Here is a 24,601-nt window from a genome sequence, read left to right on the forward strand (position 1 = left end):
CTATTCCTCTTGATTTGAATGAATCAAGCCTTTTTGGAAATAAGTTCATTTCGTCTATTTTATGTTTATGCTAATTGTGACGGAAATGTGACAACTTTTTGTCTCTTTAGACGAAAAGTTGAAACAAAACTTTCAAAAAGGACAATTCTACTTATGAAAAAAGGTTATGGAATGTTTCATCCATAACCTTTTTTCAGCCCTATTTTACAACTCATCCACCGTACTTCATGTGGTTTTAGTAGACTTGTTTTATTTTTATTTATCAACATCAAAGCAAAATTTCGAAAAAACCTCCCACACAAGTTCATTTCTACTACTTACCCCAGTCTTTTCAAAAATGGATTTTAAATGATCTTGTACTGTGTATATAGATATACACAGTTCTTGGGCTAATTCCTTTGTCGACATACCTGTAAGAATTTTACGTACTACTTGCTTCTCACGTGTTGTAAAACTATAAACTTCCATAATAAGCGGAAAGATTTCTTCTGGTCTTGCTCTTTCGAAAAGAACAACATAACCAGCCTGAAAACTACTTGTACATTCTAACTTACTGGCCCGAATGATTAGAAAATGTCCATAGGCTAAAGGTATACAAATTTTTTCTTCTCTCCGTATGCAATCTACATTATATTCGTTAGCCTTTACTTTCGAACAAACTGCTCGTATTGGTCTTGGTATTTCTTTTATATTTAACTGTTCATACTTTCTAAGATTTGAGAGCCAATCGCTGCCATCTTGATTCCAATATAATAAATTAAAATCCTCACTTAATATAATCGTGCCTGTCCCTATCACCTTCTCTTCTGAAAAAGGTATAGGAAATGCCTTTTTTAAAGCCTCTCCAGCAATTGGGACTATCGTTGCTAAGTACTTACAATCATCGATATGAAAAACGGGACTGGTACTCCCTCGAAATAAACTAAGATGCCCAAAACATTTCCCCTTACTTATACAAACGCCCCTTAATTCATCTCCAAAACTTGCTGGTTTTAAAATATTTCGGTATCTAGAACTTTTCTTTTGCTCACCATTTGTCGCCATACTAAGAGCAGCAACATGAGGTGAGTGTTCTGATAAATATTTAAATTTATTAAAATCATCTTCTAGAAATTCATTCATAAACAATTGTGGATGAATCTTTTCAACACTTGCATCCGTAAATGCCCCAGTAGATAAAAAAGAAATTGGGTCTATAATTGTAAAACAAGCGGCTTCAAAATCAATAACTTTACGAATCAAGTGGAGAAATGACTCTTGAAATGTCCTTATAGAACTTATACGATTCGCTAGCATTGTAATTTCTTTCGTTGTTTTTTCATACATCCTCTTCCCCCCAGATTTATGGGATTGTTCACCTTCATACATTTATTTCATAATAGAGCTATAGTACATATACTTAGGAGGTCAAAAATGACTTGGAATGATAATACCGTAAGTTCATATGAACAAAGAATTCCATTAAAAATCCCAAGCTATTACACCCTATACGACATGATAAATCATTTCTTGTTTACTACACTCCCTAAAGAACATATCAATCCGAATTTACTAGTTATAGGTGCTGGAGGTGGACAAGAGATCCTCTCAATAGGTAAAGAAAATAGCAATTTATCTTTTACAGGTGTTGATCCATCTGAAAGCATGCTACAGTTAGCTAAAAAAAGAATTGAAAACGAAGGCGTACAGAACCAAATTCACTTCGTACATGGAACTGTCCATTCATTATTACCAAATTCGTTATTTGACACCGCTACCTGTATGCTTGTTCTTCATTTCATCCCAACTATTGAGGAGAAAAAAGAGCTTCTTCATGAAATTAGTAGGCGCTTAAAACCTGACGCTCCATTCTTTCTCTCTACAATAAATGGTGTACCCCATACAAGTATGTTTTCTGCGCAATTGAATGCTTGGCAAAACTACATGATACAAAATCAAATTCCATTAGAAGATTGGGACCGGTTTGAAAATTCTTTTGAAACAGACATATTTCCTATTTCCGAAAATAATCTACTTGCTATTATGGAGGAATGTGGATTTACTCAAATCAATCGCTTTTTCACTAGCTTTTTAATTGATGGATACGTAGCAATAAAACAATAATGAAAAAAGGTAAGCAATCGCTTACCTTTTTTCATATACGTCTTCTATACTTGACTAATAAATCGCAATCCTTTACTTAAAGACGTTGGGACAACAGATGCGTGATTCTCCCCTTCCGCTTCATAAAACTTAAAATTAAGTTTATCATGTGTTACTTGGAGAAGTCGCTCTGATAATTCATTTGCACCTACAACCATATGCTCTCGTTCTAGTGACCCAACTGTAAGGAATACCCCTGTTTCAAACTTAGCATTGTTTAATTCATTTATAAGGTTCTCTTCTTTTTCAAGTACAGATCGGTTATTCCACCAAATAGATGGACTACTAATAAAATAATTTTGAAAGGCATTTACGTTTGTAAATAGTATGTGTAAAGCAAATAGGCCACCTAGCGAATGCCCAAATAACGTTTGTTTTCCTTTATCAATCGCAAAGCTTTTTTCAATTTGCGGTTTAACTTCTTCTTCAATAAAAGTAAAGAAGTTATGTGCTCCTCCTGTTTTAGGCCACGGTTTACCGTCTGGTTTTAAAGGAGCATCTTTTGAAATTACGCTAGGTGTAAAATCATAGCATCTTTCTTCTCCTGAAAATGCTCCCTCAATTGGATAACCGATACCTACTATAACGGCTGGTGAAACACCTGTTTTTTCAGCCCTTACTGATTGTATTTTAACCGCTTCATGAAATGTTTGAAAAAAGGCATTGCCATCTAATACGTATATGACAGGGTATCCTGAATCCGGTGCTGGTTGCCTCGGCTTTGAAATATGAATTTGATATTCCTTCCCCTCTACTTTTGAATACATTTTCCACTGTTCTGTATTAGATGTAATAATCTGCTGTCTTTCAATAGTAGTATTCACCCTATCTCCCCCTTTTAGCTCGTTACATATATTTCTACTTTTTCTTCTTGAGATACAACACTATCATAACCGAAACAAACAGGAGCCCCATTATACGGGTCAATCATGACACGCGCATCAATATGAAATACTTCTTTTAATACCTCATTTGTAATAATTTCTTCTGGACTACCAGTTGTAACAATTTCCCCCTCTTTCATTGCAATAATTTCATCGGAAAACCTTGCTGCGTGGTTAATATCATGCAATACCATTACAATCGTACAATTATGTTCTCTATTTAACTTTTCTACAATTTGCAATACATCTAATTGGTGAGACATATCAAGATATGTAGTCGGTTCATCTAATAGCAACACTTCTGTCTCTTGTGCTAAAGCCATCGCTAGCCATACCTTTTGTCGTTGACCACCTGATAAATTTGCAATTTGTCTCGTTCGAAATGCAGATGTTTTCGTTATCTCTAATGCCCAATCAATCATTTCTTTATCTTTTGAGGTTAACTTGTTTACGTTATTTCGATGTGGATAGCGTCCATAAGAAATTAATTCTTCTACTTTAAGCTCTCCTGGTGCAATCGGCGTTTGCGGAAGTAAAGCTAACAGCTTGGCAATTTCTTTCGTTGGAATTGTATTTAAATCCTGTCCTTGCAAATACACTTTACCGCTTTTTTGCTTTAAAATTCGTCCCATCGTTTTTAATAGTGTTGATTTACCGCACCCGTTTGGCCCTATAATTGTCGTTACTTTTCCTTCTTGTATTTCCACATTTAAACCGCGAAACACTGTAAGTTTTTCATAACTTGTTTCTAAATTTTTTGCACTTAAAATACTCACTTTTATTCCTCCTCTTACGCTTTCGCCTTATAAAGTAAATATAAGAAATACGGTACACCGACAATAGAAATAACGATTCCAACTGGTAACTCTACAGGTGTGAAAACTGTTTTTGCAATAAAGTCTGAAGCAATTACAAGAAACATTCCGATTACTCCGCACGTAGGAATGATATGCTTATGCTGAATACCAACAAGTCTTTTCGCTATATGCGGTGCCATTAGTCCGATGAAACCAATACTTCCTGAAACAGCAACACATGCGCTCACAAGTCCGATACTACTTAATAGTAAAATTGATTTCTCTCTTTCTACTGAAACACCTAAACTCGTAATACTCGTTTCTTCCAATTGAAATAAATCTAATAAATAAGCTTTCTTCTGTATAAGTGGAATTAAAATGATAAGCCACGGTAACATAGCAACAATATACTTCCAGTTTGCACTATATATGCTTCCAGACACCCAAACTGCAGCCATCTCAAAATCAGTCGATTTCATTTTGAGTGATAAATACATAGAGAATGCGCCAAACCCTGAACCGATTGCAATCCCTGTTAACAAAAGTCGCTGCGAATCTAACTTACCGTTTTTCCAAGAAAACAGATAGATTATAATGGCTGCACCTAATCCACCAACTAGGCCAAACATCGGCATCATCATTATAGAAATCCAGTCTGTGCTCTTTAATGGTCCTTGAAAGAAAAACATAAAAATGACGATAGCTGTACCTGCTCCGGCATTTACTCCTAAAATACCTGGGTCCGCCAAACCATTTCTCGTAATCCCTTGAATTACAGCACCCGCAACGCCTAATCCTAATCCTACTAATCCAGCAATTACAATGCGCGGAAGACGAAACTCAAAAATAACTAAATCATGCTCTGGTAACGGATCTATTCTAAAAAGTGTTTTAAATACATCTGTAATCGTAATATCAAACGTTCCATTCGTTAAACTAATATAAATGGCACATAGTATTAAAAATATAATAATCCCCATCGTCATTCCAAAACGTTGACTTGAACTTTTAAGCATGTCTCTCTCCTCCTCTTGTACGGATTAAATAAAGGAAGAAAGGAATCCCAATTAAAGATGTAACGACTCCAATTGGCGTTTCAAATGGATAGTTTACAAATCTACTTAATACATCACATAATGCTAAGAAAACTCCACCAATAACACCCGCACATGGTAAAATCCACTTATAATCTACCCCAATAATAAAGCGAGTAATGTGTGGAATAATTAAGCCTACAAAACCAACTTTTCCTACTAAAGCAACTGCTGTTCCTGTTAAAAAAATTACTGATAAAATTGCCATCGCTTTAACTAGTTTTGTACGCTGCCCTAGATTAATAGAAACTTCTTCTCCTAAAGAAAGAATGGTAATAGATTTCGCTATTAACAGCGCTAAAACTATCCCAATTATCCCAAAAGGTATCGTGATTTTAATTATATTAGGATCCACTTGGTCTAACTTTGCATTAAACCAAAAACTAACATTTTGAGAGATTTGGAAATATGAAGCCATCGCAGCTGATACGCTGCTTAAAAATGTTCCAATAACTGTCCCTATAATTGCTAACCTAACAGGAGATAAGCCATTTTGAAGAAGTGAGCCAAAACCAAACACGATACCGGCCCCTAGTGCAGAACCAATCATTGAACATAAAACCATACCGATCGATGACATTCCTGGAAGAAAAATCATACATAGTGTAATAACAAAGGCTGCACCATCCGTCACACCCATAATAGAAGGGGATGCAAGATAGTTTCTTGTCATCCCCTGCATAAGTGCTCCTGATATGGCTAGAAATGCTCCGACTAAAAGAGCTGCAACTACCCTTGGTAAACGTGAAGTAATAATAATATTATGATTTACATCGCTTGAATCAAAATGAAATAATGCGTTCCACACTGTTTCAGCATCAATACTTTTCGCACCATACAAAATAGAAAGTATAACTGTAGTTAAGATGAGTATGGGTGCTATACATAATATGGTTACTGGTACTGCATTTGTTTTCTGCATATCATTCAACGCACCTTACTTATTGTATTATTTAGATAAATTTTTCACTGCTTCTTTTAAGAATGCTGTTTTACTCCAAGCTGTACCACCTTGTGCCATTGGATCCACAACGTTTACAAATACTTTCTTTTCTTTCGCAGCATTCATACTTTGCCAAATTGGATTGCTTTCAATTTCTTCTAGCACTTTCGGGTTTTTATTTTCACTTGCCTCGTATTGTAAGAAAATATAATCCGGGTTAAGTTCAGCAAGTTTTTCAAATGAAATTTTCTCTTGTGCTTTTACAGTTTTCAATTGCTCTGGAGCAGTTAGTCCAAGATCTTTATAAATAACAGGGTTAAAGTATACGCCTTCAGGATATAGGAATAATTCGTTTGCTCTTAGTCTAACGACAAGTACTTTTTTGTCTTTTAACTTATCTCCTAGTTTTGCTTTTGCTTTTTCAGCGTCCGCATTGTAATCTTTAATAATCTTTTCTGCCTTATCTTTTTTACCAGTTAATTCTCCCATTAACTTTAAGTTATCTTCCCAATTTGTTGAAACGTGTGATACTGGGAACGTCGGAGCTACTTTCGTAAACTTTTCAGCTGTTTCTGCTGGGAATTTCGTACTTGATGTAATAACATCTGGTTTTAATTGAAGTAATGTTTCAAAATTCGGTTGCATTTTCTCACCAACAGATTTTGCACCCTCTAAATCTTTTTCAAGATACTTTGGTAATTTACCACCTACAGTAATCGCACCAACTGGTTTAATTCCAAGTACGGCCGCATCTTCCATTGACTCTAAACTAGCTGTCGCAATTTTATCTACTTTTGCTGGCACTGTATATTCTTTACCTAAATATGTGATTTTTCGCTTTTCGTCTTTTTTCGTTTCCGTAGCTTTTGTCTGTTGCTTTTGCTCCCCTGAAGTTTTATCCGCACTATTACATGCCGCTAACCCTACACTTAAAACTGTAACCATCCCTAATGTAAATAACTTCTTGTTCATCTTTATATATCTCCTCTCGAAACCTGTAAATAGATTATTTTTATATAAAAACTTAACTACATGAAACTTGTTCCATGCATATAATTCATTAAATTAATAATTTTATCCGGAACTCATTCTCGTTCACTTCCCCTAAACTATAATTCTTTCACACTTCATCCATTGATAACCCTTTTCACTGATAATGATTATCGTTACTAAGTATATATTTAATATGCAATTATTTCAAGAATGATTTGAAAAATTTTAACAAACTGAATTAAAAAGAAGTATCCGCCTATTATTAGCGAGATACTTCTTTTTTTAGAAATTTATATGTAATTCAACTGGGCAATGGTCTGATCCCATTATTTCACTGTTAATTTTGGCATCTGTTATTTGCCCTTTTATTCTTTCAGAGACAACAAAATAATCTAAACGCCATCCGATATTTTTCGCTCTTGCTCCCATACGATAGGACCACCAAGAGTATGCGCCTTCCTGATTAGGATAAAGGTGACGATACGTATCAACAAATCCTTCTTCTAAAATACGTGTAAACTTCTCCCTTTCCTCATCAGAAAATCCAGGGTTTTTACGGTTACTTTTTGGATTTTTTAAATCTATTTCTTTATGAGCAACATTTAAATCTCCACAGAAAACAACTGGTTTCTTTTCATCTAATTGCTTTATATAAGTCCTGAAATCATCTTCCCATTCCATTCTGTAATCTAAACGCTCTAATCCTCGTTTTGAGTTTGGCGTGTATAACGTTATCATGTAAAAATCTTCGAATTCTAAAGTAATGACTCTTCCTTCTTGATCATGCTCTTCAATGCCTAAACCGTACGTAACAGAAAGCGGTTCTTTTTTCGTAAAAATTGCCGTTCCTGAATAGCCTTTTTTCACAGCATAATTCCAATATGTATAATATCCCTCTGGATTTAAATCAATTTGTCCACTCTGTAATTTAATTTCTTGTAGACAAAATATATCTGCATTAGATTCCTCAAGGTATTCTAAAAACCCACCTTTTGCGATAACTGCACGTAAACCATTTACATTCCATGAAATTAACTTCACTTATAATCCTCCTCTTGCTGTTCACTTTCAAAGTTCATGCTATCACAAAATAGAAAAACAATCATATTTTCATCTTTGTAATCTTGCTCTTACATTTTTGAATACGTACATACGCACTATATTCAGGTTATACTAATTTCAGAGGTGATGTTCTTTGCACAATGGAGGATTTATGTTAACAAGTGTGTATTGGCAAGCAATTATTCATAATGATTCTTCCTATGACAACAAATTCTTTTATGCTGTGAAATCAACTGGTATCTTTTGCCGACCATCGTGTAAATCAAGAATACCAAATCAAAACAATGTACGAATTTTTCTTCATGCAGAGCAGGCATTGCAGGAAAACTTTCGTCCATGCAAACGTTGTAAACCAAATGGGATCACTTTACCAAATGAAGAGTGGGTAGAACAAATTAAAGAGTATATTGAAAAGCATTTTGACGAAGCATTAACTCTCGACATACTGGCGGAAATGTGCCACGGTAGCCCCTTTCATTTACAACGCACTTTCAAAAGAATAACAGGAATTAGCCCGATGGAATATATACAGCAATTCAGGATTGTAAAAGCGACAGAATATCTTTCACATACAAAGCAATCCGTTAAGGAAATTAGTACTGCTGTCGGGATAGAAAACCAAGAGTATTTCGCAACTTTATTTAAAAAGAAAACTGGATTTACTCCTACTGAATATCGAAAAAAGAACGTAATGAAAGAGAGAGACAATAATGAATTCCTACAAAAATAAATTTATATATTGGACGCTACTTACACATAAAAATTGGTGCTTTCATATTGCTGCAACTGAAAATGGAATTTGTTTTATTGGATCACAAGACGCAAACTTTGAAGAACTAAATATATGGGCTAGAAAAAAACAGCCCCAACATATATTGACTTGCAATCCAGATTACATGCAAACATATACGAAAGAAATTATCGAGTATTTAGAAAACAAGCGTGAAACTTTTACTTTCCCTATCGATACTTATGGAACTGCTTTTCAATTATCCGTTTGGAATACGGTACGTGAAATTCCTTACGGGAAGACCTATTCTTATTCAGAAATTGCTGAAAGAATTCAAAAACCTACAGCTGTGCGTGCCGTTGCTTCTGCTATTGCCGCCAACCCTCTTCTCATTACGATTCCTTGCCATCGCGTTATAGGAAAAGATGGAAAACTAACTGGTTTTAGAGGCGGATTAGAAATGAAAAAAGAATTGCTCACATTAGAAAAATTACAGGTGGAATTCATATGACAGCAGAATATAATAACGCATTGACTTTAGCAGCTCCAAAAGAATTTAATTTCCAAGAAAACTTACGCTATCTATCACGTTCTAACAATGAATGTATGTTTCACATTGAAGATAACAAAATTTATAAAGTCATTCCTGTTGAACATGTAAATCCTTTAGTTGAAATTAGTATAAATACTGACGGAAATATTCAAATACGTTTTTTAGGAGAATCCTATAACTCTGAAAAATGGGTATGTGATGCTGTAGCTAACTATGTAATAGAGTGGTTTGATTTCACTACCGATTTAGCTCCTTTTTATACATTAGCTAAACATGATCCACTCCTTCAAGGCCCTATTCAAGATTATTATGGGCTTCGCACATTAGGTATTCCAGATTTATTTGAAGCACTTTCCTGGGGAATTATCGGTCAACAAATTAACCTCGCATATGCTTATACGCTAAAAAGAAGATTAGTTGAACAATTTGGAAGTTACGTAGAATGGCACGATAGAAAACATAGGATATTCCCATCACCTGAAACAATTGCAAATTTACATGTAGAGGATCTTAAAAAATTAAAAATGACGACTAGAAAATGTGAATATTTAATCGGTATTGCGAAGCTTATTACAGAAGGGAAACTATCAAAAGAATCGTTACTACAAACACAAGATGTAAAAATTGCTGAAAAACAATTAACCGCTATCCATGGTATAGGACCGTGGACTGCCCACTATGTTTTAATGCGCTGTTTACGCTTCCCTTCAGCCTTTCCAATTGATGATGTTGGTCTGCATAATGCAATTAAATTTATTACAGGTTCCCAAAATAAACCGACTAAAAATGAAATAAAAGACTTTGCGGCAAACTGGACAAATTGGGAATCTTATGCAACTTTTTATTTGTGGCGAGTGCTATATTAAAAAGAACCAAGTAGCACATTCGTACTACTTGGTTCTTTTCTAAGCTTGTTCTTCAAATCGTCTTGCGATTTCTACAATAACTTGAACAGCTTTTTCCATAGTATCTACCGAAACATACTCAAATTTACCATGGTAGTTTTCACCACCAGTGAAAATATTTGGCGTCGGTAATCCCATATATGATAATTGTGATCCATCTGTTCCACCGCGAATCGGGTGAATGTTCGGTTCGATATTTAAACTTTTCATCGCTTCATATGCAATATCAACAATTTCTCTTACCGGTTCAATTTTTTCAAGCATGTTATAATATTGATCATTCATTTCTAAAACGACCGCATCTTGCCCATACTTCTCTTGCATTTGCTTCACAATATTTTCAACGTTATTTTTACGTGTCTCAAAATTTTCACGATCAAAATCTCGAATAATGTAATACGCCTTACTTTGCTCAACATCACCATTTAAAGAAAGTAAATGATAGAACCCTTCATAACCTTCCGTATATTCTGGTGCATCTTCTACCGGTAGATGCCCATTAAACTCCATAGCAAGTTTAGTTGCGTTACGCATTTTATTTTTCGCTGTTCCAGGATGTGTATTCGTTCCGTTAAACGTTAACTTAGCACCTGCAGCATTAAAACTTTCATACTCTAAACCACCTAATGGACCTCCATCCATCGTGTAAGCAAATGATGCACCAAACGCTTCTACATCAAAATGCGCTGGCCCACGACCAATTTCTTCATCCGGTGTAAATGCTACTCTTATTTTCCCGTTCTTAATTTGCGGATTATGTATTAAATAGTTCATTGCAACCATAATTTCTGTAAGACCAGCTTTATCATCTGCTCCTAGAAGTGTTGTACCATCAGTTGTAATAATCGTATGACCTTTATATGATGGTAATTCCGGGAACTGCTCTGGTGTTAATACAACATTTAACTCTTCATTTAACGTAATTGCATTACCATCAAAATTTTCATGAATTTGTGGTTTTACGTTTTTCCCTGTAAAGTCTGTTGCCGTATCTAAATGGGCTAAAAATCCGATTACAGGCACATCCTTGTCCGTATTAGCGGGAAGTGTTGCCATCACATAACCATTGTCATCCATCGTTACTTCTGTTAACCCAATTTCTTTTAACTCTTCAACTAATAACTTACCAAATTCAATTTGTCCGGGTGTTGTTGGTACTGTATGGCTTTCTTCATTTGATTGGGTATCAATTTTTACATATCTCGTAAATCTTTCAATAAGTTCTTGTTTCAAGTTCGTTCACTCCCTTTTCTGTTTCTTTCTCCATTATAATCCTTAAAACGAAATATTTTAACTTTTTTGACTGTGAAGATGTATATTTCATTTACATTGTTAACAATTTTAAACGAATGATAAAAAGACATAATATTTGTACATTAAAACCGTAACAGGTAACATACATAATTATAAAATATGGGAGGTTTTAAAGATGAGGCTAACTCTCTTTCGCTATTTTCTTTTTTTCTTAGGATTAATTTTCTTTGGCCTTGGAAACGCTCTTGCAGTCAAAGTTAAATTTCTCGGTTTGCATCCGTGGGAAGTTTTAAATATGGCCCTCTACCAAAGATTTGGATGGACCATTGGTACGTGGAGTGTCATATGTGGATTATGTCTCGTTCTCATTTCTTTACTAGTAGATCGAAAATATATAAACGTGGGCACATTTTTAAATGCACTACTTATCGGTCCTATTATGGACTTTTTCTTACAATCAAATATCCTTCCAAACGCTACTCATTATTTATGGATAAACTTACTCATCTTATTTTCCGGTATTGCAATCACAGGTATTGGGGGAGGTATGTATGTTGCGGCTGGAATTGGCGCTGGACCTCGCGATGGATTCATGCTTACTATTTCCGACAAAACGGGACTGTCTATTAGTCGTGCTAGGATCATAGTAGAATGCGTTGTATTAGTTATTGGATATATGCTAGGAGGTCCTGTTTTCATCGTAACGTTTCTATACACTTTTATTCAAAGTCCAATCTTTCAGCAATCATTTACAGTATTTCAAACACTTTTACATACTTTACATAACAAAAATAAAGAGCAAATTAATGAAAATATATAAAATACAACTGAATACCTATTGCTCTTTTCATTAACTTTCTAACAAATAATTCACCCTATTTACGATTCCCACCGCAAATAGGGTGTTTCTTTTTTTATCTCACAATATAAAAATATATACTACTCACTCACAGTAAAAGTATAGATATCGTCATAAACACAACCATTTACCCTAATCACATACTCGCCAGGTTTACTAAAACTAATTGTATATTTATTTAGCTGAATTGCTTCTTTATCTCCCGAAAGAACATCAATACTTCTACCACTCAATAAATAATGCTCACTTTGATTCATCTTTACATGAATCGCATTAACATTCTCCTCTTGCACTTGCGATGTTTCTGCAGCACTTATACTCGGTTCTAAAAAAAGTAGTCCGCTTAATCCAATTGTCCCCGCTAAAGCTACTCCCGCAAATTTTTTCATCTTTTTCATCACAATGACCTCCTTCTAAATTTAGCGTAAAGGCGATGTCTCCCCCTTACACCACAAAGCCTATATGTAACGGAATAAAAAGTAAACACGTACAACAAGACAAAATTCTACATCTTTTTCTCCTAATGCATATAAATCCAACGTTTGGAGTTTTGACACATTTAAAATTGTTTCCCTAAACCAATTCCCCCATAATTTATTCAAACACTGAATAATTACTTATTGATGTAACATTCTAAAAATAGTTGATAAAGATGCTTTCTATTCAAATAAAAAAGATTTTGCTATAAAAGTAACTTTTACAGCAAAATCCATGCAACCAATTTTATTCAGCTTTCCATAATCTCTCTACATTCATTAATTGTTCTTCTTTAAATTCCATCTTATATATATCCGGTTTTGCTGTATTCATTAAAAATTCAAGCCCATATTGCTTATCAAAATAGTTCATCATCAATGTCATGACAAGCCCATGTGTACCAATTACAATTTTGCGCCCTTGAAAACCCATTAAGATTTCTTTTAATACTTTCACTACTCTTCTCTGGCAATCCGCATATGACTCTCCTTCCGTTCGTGCAAAGTCCGGATTAGAGAACATCTTCTTTACAAGTGGATACACCTCTTTGTCTAATATAATCTGATCCTCACTTGCAAATCGACACTCTTTAAGATTTTCATATACTACTATTTCTTTTTCATAGAAATTAGCTGCCTCTTCTATCGTTAACATAGCTCTCTTATACGGACTTGAAATGAAAGTATCAATTCCCTCTGTTTTTAATATCTCAGTTACTCTATGAGTATCTAAATTTCCTTTCTCAGTTAATCCACGTGTTCTTTCATTCCCCTCTATTTTAAGTGATTCACCATGTCTAACCATGTAAATAAATGTACTCATAATTCCTCCTTAAGATTGTTTATACATCACGTTAATCTGTCCCATCCAAAAACTTAGGCGTAATCGCAATATTAATTTATTCTCCTTTAATATACTTTATATACTTTGCTAAGTTGTTCTTCTAATCCACTCTCCTACTAAACTCTCAAATAGTTCAGGCTGTTCAATTTGCAAATTATGTCCTGCCGTGTCTAACACAGCTAATGTCGCTCTTGGATAATTTTCAATCATTCCTATAATATCTTGATACCCTACTGTTATATCTTGTCTTCCAGCTAATAAAAGAACGGGTTTCTCATATTTCTTACGGTGAAAATCTATAGTAAGAGGGTAATTCTTTTGCAACCTTTCAATAAATTCATAATTAGCAACATCTAATCCTGGCTTAATTTCTTCTTTGAATCGTGTATATGTATATTCATTTGCTACCACTGCCAAATCGCAAAATTCTTCTCTTTCGATAGAAGTGAGCGTATTTAAAAACTCCTCGTCTCGTACAAGTACCTGTTTATCCGGTAAAAGTCTTTCTTTTGGTTGTGCTACAACAACAGGACATACTAACAATAATCCATTCACCTTCTCAGACATCTTTGAGAGTATCCCTCTAGCCAAATATCCTCCGTACGATTCTCCTACCAATAAGAATTTTTCAGTAGAAATAATCTCCTCAATAAATGCAATAAGTACTTCTAATATATGGTCTGAACTATTTATCCAATCTGGAGCGTTCGATTTTCCCATGCCAGGTAAATCAATATAAATTTTTTGATATCCTTCATATTTCTGAAATACTGATTCCATACATCTTTGCATTAACCTATGATCAGGGGCACACCCATGTATAATAAGGACTGGTTTCCCCTCTCCAACAATTTCGTAGTATATTTCTGCATCTTTAATTCGACATAACATTAAAAGTTCACCCTCTTTTTATAGTTTTAATGGCAACACTATCAAACCCACAAAATCATACTTTCTTATCATATTACTTCCCGGAACTTATTTTCAATTATAAATTTTCAGATTTCAAAACAGGAAGTCTTCCCTTTCGTTTTATAACTTAGAAGGAAGTCCCTTGTCATTTTATATGTAATGTTGCATCTCTGCTTGCAAATCACTAAAAAACCTTTAAAATCTAAAGGATGACTAAATATACAAATTCTATCTATATTCCTTATAAACTAAAAATTATTGAACGCAATACTTTTTCAATTTTAAGAAGTATTACACTCTTCAATTCTTTTCTTATTAGCATGCTTTTTATATGGAAATCTGATACAATCCTTAAGTAATATTATTATGTATAGATATTACAAATATGGTGCGTAATTAAAGAAGGTGATTTTATTGAAATTAAATAAAAATTTACAACTATGCATATTAATTACAACATTAGTATGCTATTCAATCTATTTTATGTTTTTCTTTCTGTTCCCTACTCATTTTTCAAATTTCAATGTACGCTTCGCTTCACTCATCATTGAAGCCATTACATTTGTATCACTAATTTACTCTATATATTCTAAAAAAGTTAGTTCAAATCCTTTTTGGATATGTATCACAATAGCAATTGGTAGTTTTTTATTAGGAAAAATAGTATATACGTATCAAGATAAGTTTTTTGAGATTCCAATACATCGTTTTACTGTTTCTGATGTATTTTACATGTTTTTTCTAGTCTTCTGCCTTATCGCTTTCTGCTATAAAATCTTAAAAGAATGCAACAAATGGGAAAAGGCATTCTTTATTTGTGATCTATGCATAGTACTCATTTCCGTATTCACATTAGAATGGTATTTATTTAATCAGCCAGATTTAAATATATTTTCCCTTTCACTGGGAGATATTTTTCTTTCCTTTCTATATCCAATTGCAGACCTATTATTTCTTCTACTAAGTGTTAGTCTCTTTTTCCGCCCAACTGTTTTTAATTCCAAACGGAAAATTTATATTTTTATTTTTGTATTAATAAGTTCTGCAACTTTTAACTATATTTACTTCTACCTATATAGCCATTTAGCAAATGATACTATAACGCTATTACGTCTTTTATATAGAGTACCTATATTACTTATCGCAATAGCTGGTTCCATTTCAGACGATTATAATAGCAATAAAAATTATTTTACTGTACACCCTAAATTAGGGAAAAAAGTTTTAGTCGTATTCCCCTACCTTGCCGTCGCAATACTAATCGGGTTTACGTTAAAAGAACAAACATCATCTTCCACTCTCATTACAGGAAATTGTATCGCTTTTGTTTTTGTACTTATTCGACATTCTATTGTGGGTATGCAAAATGCTACTCTAACAAAACGTCTACAAGCATTTAATGCTCAACTTGAAGATAAAGTTACTTTAAGGACTTCTGATTTAGTCCATAAGTCAGAGGCTCTATCTGAGAAACAGCAAAAATTCGAATCATTATATGAATATCACCCTGACCCTATTTTTACAATTGATTTAAATGGAGTATTCTTAAATGTAAATAAGGCAGGAAGCGTCCTACTCGGAGCACCAACAAACGAGTTACTCGGTGAGACATGTTTCTCGATCATTTTAGATGAAGATAAACACAAACTGTTAACTGCATTAGAAAAAGTTAAACAACAAAAATCGGCATGCTTACAACTTAGTTCTCAATATAAAGATGGTTTTATTTATTTTTTATACGTTACCATCGTCCCTATTATGATAGATGGACAAATTTCAGGAAGCTATATTATGGTAAAGGATATTACCGCACAAAAAAAACAACAAGAAGAAATAAAATATTTAGCATTCCACGATGCTGTAACGAAAATTGGGAATCGAGCCTATTTCCATAAGAAATTAAGAAAAGTTATAAAGAATGCTCAAACAATAAATAGTGAGTTCGCATTATTATATTTAGATTTAGACCGCTTTAAAGCAATTAACGATACACTTGGGCATTCGTCAGGTGATCACATATTAGAAGAAGTGGCACAGCGATTCCAATCATGTCTTCCATCACATACTTATGTATCAAGAATCGGTGGCGATGAATTCACAATCTTAATTGAAAACTATACTGACCATGATTCCTTATTCCAGTTATGTAACGAATTATTTGAAAGTATGAAAAAACCATTTGTCATACATGAACAAAAATTAAATGTATCACTTAGTATTGGTATCGCTATTTATCCACATTCTGGAATCGATGCCTCTACACTTTTGAAAAATGCTAATGTCGCAATGTATGATGCGAAAGAAAAAGAGCTTAATTCAGTCTCTATTTATGACGATGTAATCGCTAAAAAAATTGAAAGACGATTACGATTAGAGAAAGATTTACCAAATGCACTTCAAAATGAAGAATTATTCCTTTTATATCAACCTCAAGTTGACAGTGAATCTAACAAAATTATCGGTGCTGAAGCTTTGATCAGATGGAACCATCCCGAATTAGGTGTTATTTCTCCATACGAATTTATTCCTATTGCTGAAGAAACACTACAAATTATTCCAATAGGAAAATGGACATTACAACAAGCTTGTGAGCAAATGAAACGTTGGCATGTACTCGGGTATTCTCATTTAAAAATAGGAGTAAATTTATCTGCTAAAGAATTTGAACAAGAAGATTTTGTAAAGTCTATTTCATTTACTTTAGCAACTACAGGCTTACCAGCAAGTTCTCTCGATCTTGAATTAACAGAACGAATTGCAATGATGGATGAAAGAGAAACATTAATAAAACTGCGTACACTAAAAAATTTAGGAATTCACATTTCAATCGACGACTTTGGTACAGGCTATTCTTCGCTTGCTTACTTACCTTTATATCCAATCGATACTTTAAAAATCCCGAGGGAATTTATGACAATGTCTGAAACGTGTGAAGATGGAATGGAAATCATTAAAACAATCATCACATTAGCACATACATTAGAGATGTCGGTTATCGCTGAAGGTGTAGAAACGAAAGAACACGTGAATTTCCTTCAAAAAAATAAATGTCAGTTTATTCAAGGTTACTATTACAGTAAACCTATTTATTCTAATGCATTTACTAAGCTGTTAAAAAACGGTATTCGTCTATAGTATATAGCTCTATACAGAATATAATAGGCTACATAATAATGAATTTGAAAAACAAAAGGAAAGAAGATACCTTCTTTCCTTTTGTTTTTCTATTTAACTTTCTATTATTTCACCACTTCATTTATTAAATCTATTAATTGATGAATCCCCTCATCATTTGTTTTCTTATATCCATTCATGTTTTGAACATATCTCTCCTTATTTGCATATAGCCGGTTTACTGCATGTGTAAATGCACTATTACTTGCTCTGTCTTGAAGTAAAACTTCCGCATACCCTTGCCTAGAAAAATAGTCAGCATTTAAAACTTGATCCCCTCTACTGGAACCGTTAGTTAACGGGATAAGCAACATCGGTTTCTTCAAAAATAACAATTCAGAAATAGCAGTAGAACCCGCTCTGGAAACGACAACACTTGCCATATTCAATATATGCGGCAATTCTTCCCCTATATATTCAAATTGCATATAACCTTCCATGCCAATAGATGAATCTACCTTTCCTTTACCGCACATATGAACAATATTAAAACTTAATAATAATGTATCTAAACTTTTCCTTACCATATCATTTATCCACTTAGCCCCTTGACTCCCACCCATAATTAACAATACTGGCTTATCTTGCTGAAATTCACAATAACTTCTTCCTCGTAATACGCTACCTCTCTCAATTTCTTCCCTTACAATTGGTCCTACATAAACTTTTTTCTCGTTACTTACATTCTCCCCTGTATGAGGAAATGTTGTGCATAGTTTTGTAGCAAAAGGCAATGCTATTTTATTTGCTAACCCTAACGTACTGTCTGGCTCACGTATTACGATTGGTACATGATTTAACCATGCCCCTATAACTACAGGAACTGAAACAAATCCTCCTGCCGAAAAGATAACGTCTGGCTTCACTTTCTTAATTAATTTATAACTTTGTAAGCAGCCTTTTATAATTTTAAAAGGATCTTTAAAGTTCTCCCAATCCCAATATCTCCGAAGCTTCCCCGTTGAAATACTATTGTACTTAACATTTTGAACTAATAACTTTTCAATTCCATTTTGAGATCCAATATACTCAACTCCCCATCCTTTTTCCATAAATTTAGGAATCAATACCATATTAATCATAACGTGTCCTGCTGTACCGCCCCCAGTAAAGAGAATCTTTTTATTCATAACTTATATCCACCTTTATCATTAAAAATCTTGCTTTATATCAATCTATTACATGTAAGTAAACTTACTATTATTTATATAAATATTTAACTCAAATCCTATATCTTGCAAAAGATCTTTGATGAGTTCATAAAAATCATTTCCATACTCACTACATTCACACTGAGTAAAGACTTGGATTACAGGCCTAATTCCCGTCTCTACTGCTGGATTTTTCCGATTAACCTTTTCCACGTATGCTCGACATTTATTTATCGCCTCATAGATGTGCAAAACATGCGCTTCTTCATCTTTCCAATCCAGCGTATCGACAATCGAAAGAAATAGTGTATTTTGATTATTTATTGCTTCATAACCATTCACATTCATATACTTCTTACACCCTTTTTTATTTTTCATTGCATGCAGATGTCACTGCACTTCGCATATTCAAGTACATCTTTTAATGATTGATGAAATTGAATTTCTGGGATCCAACCTAACTTTTTTATATCCTCTATTACTAAGCTCTCATTTGAGCTGCTTCCACTATTCTCTGTTTCTTTTATAGTAAAATGGAGCTGTGTTAATCTTTTATATTGTTCTAGTACATCTAATAAAGATCGTCTCACTCCTGATCCAATATTATATTGTTTCCCATTTATACCATTACGTAATAACACATGATACGCTTTAACCGCATCACGTACATCTAGAAAATCCCTACTATCTTTCAAACTGCTTACTTCAATAATCGCTTTACTCCTATCCGATTCTATATCTATCATTTTTTTTGCGAGAATCGAACAAATGCCATTCGATTCTCCTGGACCAATTAAGTTTGAGGGCTTTGCAATGATAATATTTGAATCCATTAATCCGCCCCAAGCCTCTGCAATAATGACTTGCATCGTTTTACTTAAACTATATGGATTTGAAACTTTTATGTTATTCATACTATCTGCTTGCAATGCAGATCCTATAACTAATGTTTTACAATGCGAAGCTTCTTGCTTAATCGCTTCTAATAAATACAAAGTCCCTATTACATTAACCTCCATGTATTCAAGAGAAGCTGTCCAAGACTCTATAACTGAATTTCTTCCTGCTAAATGCAATACATAGTCTGGTTTTATTTGTTTCATTACCTTCATTACTTCGCTCTTATTAGTTAAATCACAAGTAATACTATTTCCGATGTTTTCTCTATGTGGACGGTTTTGAAACATAGGAATTACATGAAAGCCCTGCTCTAAAAAATATTGGCAAGCATGTCGACCTGTGAAACCATTTGCACCAGTTATTAAAAGGCTTGCATTTTTTTTCATCGTAGAAATCCTCCTTTTAATAGCATTTGTTTCACCTCATCTTTTGCAAGTAAGTCTTGTTGAGAACTAAAACTCTTCACATCCACAAGCGGATAACTAGCATAATATTCTTGAAGTCCCTCTATAGGAATAGTCGGTAGTACCACAAAATAATTTTGATCAAAACTTATACTTGTTTTACTCTCTACTTCAGATAAAAGCATTTCACTTAATTTTTCACCAGGCCTTATCCCTACTTCTTTTATCTTCACATTTTCTTTTTTCGAATCTTCGATTAACACCTTTGCTAAATCTGTGATTTTACATGCCGGCATTTTCATGACAAAGATCTCCCCTCCTCTTCCGTCAAATGCTGCTTTAAATAACAACCGAACAGCATCTTCAATCGTTAAGAAAAATCTAGTCATATTTACATCTGTAATTCCTATTTGTGAAGACTTCTTAATTTGCTTTTTAAAAAGCGGCACTACACTTCCGCTCGTCCCTAAAACATTTCCTCCACGAACACAAATGAATTTTGTTTTCTTCGTTTGCACATTCGCATTAACCATTAATTTTTCACCAATTGCTTTTGTCATCCCATACGTATTTGATGGATCCGCTGCTTTATCTGTTGAAACATATATAACTTTCTCAACTTGCATCTGGATAGATGCTTCAATTACATTTTGCGTACCATGTATATTTGTTTTTATAGCTTCATAAGGATAATACTCACATACTGGAACATGTTTTAATGCTGCAAGATGGAATACATAATGTACATCTTGGCAAGCATAAACGAGTTGGTCTTTATCACGAATATCTCCAATGATAAATTTTAATCTAGTTTCATTTATAAACTGTTGCTGCATTTCAAACTGAACCGTTTCATTCCTTGAAAAAATTCTAATTTCTTTCGGTGATTTTTCTAATAATTGTTTTATAAGTTCATGTCCCCACGAACCTGTACCACCAGTAATTAAAATTATTTTATTAAGCATTTCTTTTCCTCCTGCTGTACATTTCATAAAAATTGTATTTATTAAAAGCTATTGAATTATTTTCAATTGATTCAAATCATAATTGTCATTTGTTACATTAAATTGACAAAATAAAAAAACAGAAACTATTAAGCATAGTTTCTGTTTTTCTTTTCGCTTCATAACGGTAAGATTTTTTATACTATTTGCATGATAAATAAATTCCTTGTAAAAAAACACCGCTCATTTATTTCTTATACTTGTAATAAAATAAAGTGAAACTTTATTTAGTGGGGGGGGGTTCATCCCCCACTGATTATCAGCCCTCACCAATCGGGCTTTTACGGGCAGCCCGACCTCCACTGAATTTTGAGGTGGGGATCTTACTGCCCCGGGATAAATAGAATGATTCATAGCCAATAATCACGTTTAAACTTATGAAAAAGGGAGGTAACGGAATGGACCGAAGCAATTCAAATCATACATATAACGGACCTTCCAAAGCACTGCCTCTCTCCCTATTCGATGTAAAAAATGAATTGAAACAAAAAAGCAAACTCATTCATTCTGACACCATGTATACATTAACGAAAGAAGAACAATTCATCATCAACAATATAAAAATACAGACAGAACAACTAAATAAAAATAATGTTACGAGAACACGCGCATACTACCAATTTTACATTCGATATCCAGAAATACATTGGGCACTACTTGGGCATATGGTATCACGTAACGGTGGTTGGAATATGACTGATTTAAAAGGAGACTTATATACGAAACTTTTATCAGAGAAAGATCAAATTACATTTTTTTCTTTTTTAGAAAGAGGGAATTGGCTCATTTTTCAAGATGTATATCCTCAATTTTTACTTTATGAACAAAGTGTTAAAAAAGCGAAAAAGCTATTTCATCTTCTCCCTCACCTAAATGTTTCTACATTTATGGAAACGATGTGGAACGATTTTTGGAAAACTGGGAACAAAAAAACATTAGCAATCGCAACTATTATTAATGAGCAAAACTACTTAGAAAAAAGAGTGATTCAAAATGCACACTTTCAAAAGACCGTACTCAATAGTATCGGATTTAAACTCTTTGATTTCTTTCAGTTTAATCATATCCTTTTCCCTTTCTACGAAAATAATACAAATCAAAAAACTTTATTAATTGGCGATACAATGAAACATTTTACTTCCTTGCATGAACGAATCTTAATTGGAAAAAGGTTGTATTCATTATTATTTCGAGATACACATATTTTATCTCAAATCATATATTGGGCCGAGCATCATCCACATACAGGCTCAAGGAAAGATTACTGGCCTCATTTATTTTCAAGTGTAAATGAATCTTTTTCCCGTGAGTTTTATAAACGCCGAATAAAGAAATGCCAGTTGCGTAGTGGCGCATATCGTATATACAGCCCTGCACTCATCTATGCATGGCGAGATATGAAGCATGAAGAAGTTGAAAGTGAAGATTGGTTTACGGACTGGCAAGTTGTAAATTACTTAGTGGATAAGGAGGAAAATATGAATGGACAAATTACAGAAGACTACTGCAAAACACTCGAAAAAATTGAACTGGCAATTCTCGCAAAGAAAAATGTCCTCCTTCGAGAAGAAGAATAATTTTCTAGCATTAGCAGTTACAATCTTACTCTCTTCAATTATCGGAACTTACTTAGATGCTTTCTTTGTCCATAAGCACATATATTTCTTTCCAGTTAGGCCCTTCCCATCCATATTCTCAGTTAACATTGGCTTTACGTTGTTTGTACTACCGATTTTAACAATCATTTTCATACAAATTTCAAAAACATTATCTGCCGTTTCTAGAACTATATTTATTATTTCCATAGGTATTTGTGCTAGCATTTTTGAACAAGTTGCTGAAGGTTTAGGTTTATTTATACATAGTGCAGACTGGAACCATACATATTCTTTATTTGGTTATATGGTGTTCCTTTCTTTTATTTGGAAAGTATATAATTGGATACAAAAATAAAGAGACCATTATAGGTCTCTTCTTAAGCATACTCTTCAGTTACTGCTAATGGTGCAAACGTTTGAAGACTTTTAGAACGTAAACGATAGGCAACAACTTTCTTCTTATATTGCCTTATTACATCAACATGTTCTTCATAACTATATATCGATAACGTAATTACTCTTTTTCCTTTTTTCGTTTCAATGATTATCGGCGTGCCTTCACCTTGTGGCGGAAAATAATGTTTATCTAAAAATAAAGCCTCGTTAAAATCATTTATAACTTGCAGTTTCATTTCGCCCTCTATATTCTTTCCATCTAGCGATACAGTCGTATGTTCTTCATCAAGTTTTTGATGTAATTCAAATCTACTAATAATGGATTCTACAACAGAAGTTGGCATACTAGAAACTAGAACTTTAATGGCACCAAAAATAAATAATGTAACTATAAACCATGTTGTCACTTTTATCATCTCCATACATTTTAAAATAAGTAGCATTATACTTCTTATTACAACTTTTAAAATATAAATTTCGTTCCATAAGGTATTAATATACTAATGAGTATTCCTGTTACAATCATCGTTACTGAACCGATAGTCGCTTCTTTCTCGCCTTCCTTCACGAGTCGACTCACACCGATAATATGTGATGCGCAGCCCATCCCCACTCCTTTTCCAATCGTACTTGTTATCCGGAAAAACTTAAGTACTGTCGGTCCGATAATAGCACCTGTTATTCCTGCAACAACTACAAAACTAGAAGTCATAGTTGGAATACCACCAATTTGATCCGCTAATGAAATGGCAATTGGCATTGTCGCTAATTGCGGAAGAGTTGTTAGTATAAATTCCTTATCTATATTCAAAATCCCACCAATCACTACATTCATACTCGTTAAAGCCACTATACCTATCAATACGCCAATAAGTATCGATAAAAAGTTTTTCATAAGTATCTTTCGTTCTTTAAATAGAGGTATGGCTAACGCTACAATTGCAGGACTCAAAAAGCCTGAAAGAACGTCCCCACCATTTTCCTTATACTTATGATGAGAAATGCCAAACATCAGAAATAAGCAAATCATAATTGCTGTAACTGTTAATACTGGTAACATAAATGGAAACGTATATTTTTTATACAGCTTTGTCGCAAATAAATATATGACTACAGTAATAAGTATTAAGACCATTTGAATCGTGCACCTTGTCGATTTTATTTTTTGAATGTTACTAATAATTGACTTACATACCCTGAAACAATCAATGTTACTACCGTACTTGCAACAACTAAAAGGAATATAATACTTCCCTTACTTAAAAGAAAAGATCCATATTCCATTAATCCTGTTGTCGAAGGAATTAGAAATAACGGTAAAAATAAGATTAACTTTTCTGCTCCTAACTCAAACCACTTTAATGGTAAAATACGAGTAGAAAGGAGTAGGAACAGCATTAACATTCCTATTAAACTTCCTGGCATCGATAGATGGAATATTCCCTGAATCCACGTACCAGCTAAGCTAAACATATATAGCACGCCTACTTGAAGTAAAAGTGTTACGTACTTCATTTCTTCCCCTC

At 33.7% G+C, this 24,601-nt stretch carries 26 protein-coding genes; 8 read left to right on the top strand and 18 right to left on the bottom strand.

Annotated elements, in window-relative coordinates; genetic code table 11:
• Window positions 1-255: 255 nt before the first annotated feature.
• Window positions 256-1,326, bottom strand: a complete 1,071-nt coding sequence (locus JDS95_RS03110; protein WP_000273064.1) for a helix-turn-helix transcriptional regulator — start codon at window positions 1,324-1,326, stop codon at window positions 256-258.
• A gap of 87 nt (window positions 1,327-1,413) precedes the next feature.
• On the opposite strand from JDS95_RS03110, the gene JDS95_RS03115 reads away from it, so the two are divergent.
• Entirely contained in the window at window positions 1,414-2,103 is a 690-nt protein-coding gene (locus JDS95_RS03115) for a class I SAM-dependent methyltransferase (protein WP_000220093.1), read from the top strand.
• Between the two features lie 44 nt (window positions 2,104-2,147).
• On the opposite strand, the gene JDS95_RS03120 is transcribed toward JDS95_RS03115, so the two are convergent.
• The 6 genes from JDS95_RS03120 to JDS95_RS03145 form a co-directional block, all read right to left on the bottom strand.
• Window positions 2,148-2,966 carry an alpha/beta hydrolase gene (locus tag JDS95_RS03120; protein WP_001098348.1) on the bottom strand — a complete coding sequence of 273 codons (819 nt, stop codon included), beginning with the start codon at window positions 2,964-2,966 and terminating at the stop codon, window positions 2,148-2,150.
• Between the two features lie 14 nt (window positions 2,967-2,980).
• Window positions 2,981-3,802 carry an ABC transporter ATP-binding protein gene (locus JDS95_RS03125; RefSeq protein WP_000025782.1) on the bottom strand — a complete coding sequence of 274 codons (822 nt, stop codon included), beginning with the start codon at window positions 3,800-3,802 and terminating at the stop codon, window positions 2,981-2,983.
• Window positions 3,803-3,816: 14 nt separating this feature from the next.
• Window positions 3,817-4,839 carry a FecCD family ABC transporter permease gene (locus JDS95_RS03130; protein WP_000920442.1) on the bottom strand — a complete coding sequence of 341 codons (1,023 nt, stop codon included), beginning with the start codon at window positions 4,837-4,839 and terminating at the stop codon, window positions 3,817-3,819.
• Window positions 4,832-5,839 carry a FecCD family ABC transporter permease gene (locus tag JDS95_RS03135; RefSeq protein ID WP_199690279.1) on the bottom strand — a complete coding sequence of 336 codons (1,008 nt, stop codon included), beginning with the start codon at window positions 5,837-5,839 and terminating at the stop codon, window positions 4,832-4,834. The genes JDS95_RS03130 and JDS95_RS03135 overlap by 8 nt, the downstream gene beginning before the upstream one ends.
• A 27-nt stretch (window positions 5,840-5,866) precedes the next feature.
• Window positions 5,867-6,832 (bottom strand): iron-hydroxamate ABC transporter substrate-binding protein, encoded by a 966-nt coding sequence (locus JDS95_RS03140; protein WP_001035500.1) that lies wholly within the window; start codon window positions 6,830-6,832, stop codon window positions 5,867-5,869.
• Between the two features lie 303 nt (window positions 6,833-7,135).
• Complete coding sequence (locus JDS95_RS03145; RefSeq protein ID WP_000767610.1) at window positions 7,136-7,894, bottom strand: exodeoxyribonuclease III; 759 nt, start codon at window positions 7,892-7,894, stop codon at window positions 7,136-7,138.
• Window positions 7,895-8,048: 154 nt separating this feature from the next.
• Between JDS95_RS03145 and JDS95_RS03150 the strand changes: the two genes are divergently transcribed.
• From JDS95_RS03150 to JDS95_RS03160, 3 genes are read left to right on the top strand one after another with little or no spacing between them, the layout of a single operon-like run.
• On the top strand, window positions 8,049-8,645 hold the full coding sequence (locus tag JDS95_RS03150) for a bifunctional transcriptional activator/DNA repair enzyme AdaA (protein ID WP_033660749.1): 597 nt from the start codon (window positions 8,049-8,051) through the stop codon (window positions 8,643-8,645).
• On the top strand, window positions 8,626-9,156 hold the full coding sequence (locus JDS95_RS03155; RefSeq protein WP_001089817.1) for a methylated-DNA--[protein]-cysteine S-methyltransferase: 531 nt from the start codon (window positions 8,626-8,628) through the stop codon (window positions 9,154-9,156). Before JDS95_RS03150 ends, JDS95_RS03155 begins: the two co-directional genes overlap by 20 nt.
• Window positions 9,153-10,064: a DNA-3-methyladenine glycosylase 2 gene (locus JDS95_RS03160; protein WP_000123490.1), complete on the top strand. Its 912-nt coding sequence runs from the start codon at window positions 9,153-9,155 to the stop codon at window positions 10,062-10,064. Before JDS95_RS03155 ends, JDS95_RS03160 begins: the two co-directional genes overlap by 4 nt.
• Window positions 10,065-10,103: 39 nt before the next feature.
• On the opposite strand, the gene pepT is transcribed toward JDS95_RS03160, so the two are convergent.
• Complete coding sequence (pepT, locus tag JDS95_RS03165) at window positions 10,104-11,336, bottom strand: peptidase T (protein WP_199690281.1); 1,233 nt, start codon at window positions 11,334-11,336, stop codon at window positions 10,104-10,106.
• Between the two features lie 196 nt (window positions 11,337-11,532).
• On the opposite strand from pepT, the gene JDS95_RS03170 reads away from it, so the two are divergent.
• A complete protein-coding gene (locus JDS95_RS03170) occupies window positions 11,533-12,177 on the top strand; it encodes a YczE/YyaS/YitT family protein (protein ID WP_001241268.1) in 645 nt (214 codons plus the stop codon).
• Window positions 12,178-12,296: 119 nt separating this feature from the next.
• Here JDS95_RS03170 and JDS95_RS03175 read toward each other — a convergent pair whose 3' ends face one another.
• From JDS95_RS03175 to JDS95_RS03185, 3 genes are all read right to left on the bottom strand, one after another.
• Window positions 12,297-12,614 carry a hypothetical protein gene (locus JDS95_RS03175; protein WP_000738320.1) on the bottom strand — a complete coding sequence of 106 codons (318 nt, stop codon included), beginning with the start codon at window positions 12,612-12,614 and terminating at the stop codon, window positions 12,297-12,299.
• 325 nt (window positions 12,615-12,939) lie between these two features.
• The gene (locus JDS95_RS03180) at window positions 12,940-13,515 is read right to left on the bottom strand and encodes a histidine phosphatase family protein (RefSeq protein WP_000102868.1); all 576 of its coding nucleotides are present in this window, start codon (window positions 13,513-13,515) and stop codon (window positions 12,940-12,942) included.
• A gap of 108 nt (window positions 13,516-13,623) precedes the next feature.
• Window positions 13,624-14,427 carry an alpha/beta fold hydrolase gene (locus JDS95_RS03185; RefSeq protein WP_000882567.1) on the bottom strand — a complete coding sequence of 268 codons (804 nt, stop codon included), beginning with the start codon at window positions 14,425-14,427 and terminating at the stop codon, window positions 13,624-13,626.
• Between the two features lie 435 nt (window positions 14,428-14,862).
• On the opposite strand from JDS95_RS03185, the gene JDS95_RS03190 reads away from it, so the two are divergent.
• Complete coding sequence (locus JDS95_RS03190) at window positions 14,863-17,583, top strand: sensor domain-containing protein (RefSeq protein ID WP_199690283.1); 2,721 nt, start codon at window positions 14,863-14,865, stop codon at window positions 17,581-17,583.
• A 104-nt stretch (window positions 17,584-17,687) separates the two neighbouring features.
• Here the strand turns inward: JDS95_RS03190 and JDS95_RS03195 are convergent, their stop codons facing one another.
• The 4 genes from JDS95_RS03195 to JDS95_RS03210 are packed head-to-tail and all read right to left on the bottom strand — an operon-like array spanning window position 17,688 to window position 21,042.
• The gene (locus tag JDS95_RS03195) at window positions 17,688-18,752 is read right to left on the bottom strand and encodes an undecaprenyldiphospho-muramoylpentapeptide beta-N-acetylglucosaminyltransferase (RefSeq protein ID WP_001035077.1); all 1,065 of its coding nucleotides are present in this window, start codon (window positions 18,750-18,752) and stop codon (window positions 17,688-17,690) included.
• 48 nt (window positions 18,753-18,800) lie between these two features.
• On the bottom strand, window positions 18,801-19,151 hold the full coding sequence (locus tag JDS95_RS03200; protein WP_002093408.1) for a DUF6572 domain-containing protein: 351 nt from the start codon (window positions 19,149-19,151) through the stop codon (window positions 18,801-18,803).
• Window positions 19,148-20,059, bottom strand: coding sequence for an SDR family oxidoreductase (locus JDS95_RS03205; protein ID WP_000739101.1), 912 nt, complete (start codon window positions 20,057-20,059; stop codon window positions 19,148-19,150). The genes JDS95_RS03200 and JDS95_RS03205 overlap by 4 nt, the downstream gene beginning before the upstream one ends.
• Window positions 20,056-21,042, bottom strand: a complete 987-nt coding sequence (locus JDS95_RS03210) for a UDP-N-acetylglucosamine 4,6-dehydratase family protein (RefSeq protein ID WP_000932594.1) — start codon at window positions 21,040-21,042, stop codon at window positions 20,056-20,058. Before JDS95_RS03210 ends, JDS95_RS03205 begins: the two co-directional genes overlap by 4 nt.
• A 437-nt stretch (window positions 21,043-21,479) precedes the next feature.
• On the opposite strand from JDS95_RS03210, the gene JDS95_RS03215 reads away from it, so the two are divergent.
• The gene (locus tag JDS95_RS03215; RefSeq protein ID WP_000376156.1) at window positions 21,480-22,658 is read left to right on the top strand and encodes a DUF2515 domain-containing protein; all 1,179 of its coding nucleotides are present in this window, start codon (window positions 21,480-21,482) and stop codon (window positions 22,656-22,658) included.
• Window positions 22,633-23,034: a CBO0543 family protein gene (locus JDS95_RS03220; RefSeq protein ID WP_131202366.1), complete on the top strand. Its 402-nt coding sequence runs from the start codon at window positions 22,633-22,635 to the stop codon at window positions 23,032-23,034. Before JDS95_RS03215 ends, JDS95_RS03220 begins: the two co-directional genes overlap by 26 nt.
• Before the next feature lie 22 nt (window positions 23,035-23,056).
• Here JDS95_RS03220 and JDS95_RS03225 read toward each other — a convergent pair whose 3' ends face one another.
• Genes JDS95_RS03225 through JDS95_RS03235 form a run of 3 tightly spaced genes read right to left on the bottom strand, consistent with a single transcriptional unit; the run spans window position 23,057 to window position 24,590 of the window.
• Window positions 23,057-23,482, bottom strand: a complete 426-nt coding sequence (locus JDS95_RS03225) for a YfmQ family protein (RefSeq protein WP_000214609.1) — start codon at window positions 23,480-23,482, stop codon at window positions 23,057-23,059.
• A gap of 56 nt (window positions 23,483-23,538) precedes the next feature.
• The gene (locus tag JDS95_RS03230; RefSeq protein WP_000242989.1) at window positions 23,539-24,210 is read right to left on the bottom strand and encodes an LrgB family protein; all 672 of its coding nucleotides are present in this window, start codon (window positions 24,208-24,210) and stop codon (window positions 23,539-23,541) included.
• A 23-nt stretch (window positions 24,211-24,233) separates the two neighbouring features.
• Window positions 24,234-24,590 (bottom strand): CidA/LrgA family holin-like protein, encoded by a 357-nt coding sequence (locus tag JDS95_RS03235; protein ID WP_000878478.1) that lies wholly within the window; start codon window positions 24,588-24,590, stop codon window positions 24,234-24,236.
• Window positions 24,591-24,601: the final 11 nt, after the last annotated feature.

It is taken from the genome of Bacillus cereus group sp. N24 (assembly GCF_016483345.1).
In the GTDB taxonomy this organism is placed as follows: Bacteria; Bacillota; Bacilli; order Bacillales; family Bacillaceae_G; genus Bacillus_A; species Bacillus_A toyonensis.

Coding starts and splice junctions, on each gene's coding strand:
- JDS95_RS03220 (WP_131202366.1), top strand. CDS start 22,633: ATGTCCTCCTTCGAGAAGAAGAATAATTTTCTAGCATTAGCAGTTACA.
- JDS95_RS03135 (WP_199690279.1), bottom strand. CDS start 5,839: ATGCAGAAAACAAATGCAGTACCAGTAACCATATTATGTATAGCACCC.
- JDS95_RS03155 (WP_001089817.1), top strand. CDS start 8,626: ATGAATTCCTACAAAAATAAATTTATATATTGGACGCTACTTACACAT.
- JDS95_RS03215 (WP_000376156.1), top strand. CDS start 21,480: ATGGACCGAAGCAATTCAAATCATACATATAACGGACCTTCCAAAGCA.
- JDS95_RS03160 (WP_000123490.1), top strand. CDS start 9,153: ATGACAGCAGAATATAATAACGCATTGACTTTAGCAGCTCCAAAAGAA.
- JDS95_RS03110 (WP_000273064.1), bottom strand. CDS start 1,326: ATGTATGAAAAAACAACGAAAGAAATTACAATGCTAGCGAATCGTATA.
- JDS95_RS03185 (WP_000882567.1), bottom strand. CDS start 14,427: ATGTTATGTCGAATTAAAGATGCAGAAATATACTACGAAATTGTTGGA.
- JDS95_RS03195 (WP_001035077.1), bottom strand. CDS start 18,752: ATGAATAAAAAGATTCTCTTTACTGGGGGCGGTACAGCAGGACACGTT.
- JDS95_RS03235 (WP_000878478.1), bottom strand. CDS start 24,590: ATGAAGTACGTAACACTTTTACTTCAAGTAGGCGTGCTATATATGTTT.
- JDS95_RS03200 (WP_002093408.1), bottom strand. CDS start 19,151: ATGAAAAATAAAAAAGGGTGTAAGAAGTATATGAATGTGAATGGTTAT.
- JDS95_RS03115 (WP_000220093.1), top strand. CDS start 1,414: ATGACTTGGAATGATAATACCGTAAGTTCATATGAACAAAGAATTCCA.
- JDS95_RS03210 (WP_000932594.1), bottom strand. CDS start 21,042: ATGCTTAATAAAATAATTTTAATTACTGGTGGTACAGGTTCGTGGGGA.
- JDS95_RS03170 (WP_001241268.1), top strand. CDS start 11,533: ATGAGGCTAACTCTCTTTCGCTATTTTCTTTTTTTCTTAGGATTAATT.
- JDS95_RS03130 (WP_000920442.1), bottom strand. CDS start 4,839: ATGCTTAAAAGTTCAAGTCAACGTTTTGGAATGACGATGGGGATTATT.
- JDS95_RS03230 (WP_000242989.1), bottom strand. CDS start 24,210: ATGGTCTTAATACTTATTACTGTAGTCATATATTTATTTGCGACAAAG.
- JDS95_RS03140 (WP_001035500.1), bottom strand. CDS start 6,832: ATGAACAAGAAGTTATTTACATTAGGGATGGTTACAGTTTTAAGTGTA.
- JDS95_RS03180 (WP_000102868.1), bottom strand. CDS start 13,515: ATGAGTACATTTATTTACATGGTTAGACATGGTGAATCACTTAAAATA.
- JDS95_RS03175 (WP_000738320.1), bottom strand. CDS start 12,614: ATGAAAAAGATGAAAAAATTTGCGGGAGTAGCTTTAGCGGGGACAATT.
- JDS95_RS03205 (WP_000739101.1), bottom strand. CDS start 20,059: ATGAAAAAAAATGCAAGCCTTTTAATAACTGGTGCAAATGGTTTCACA.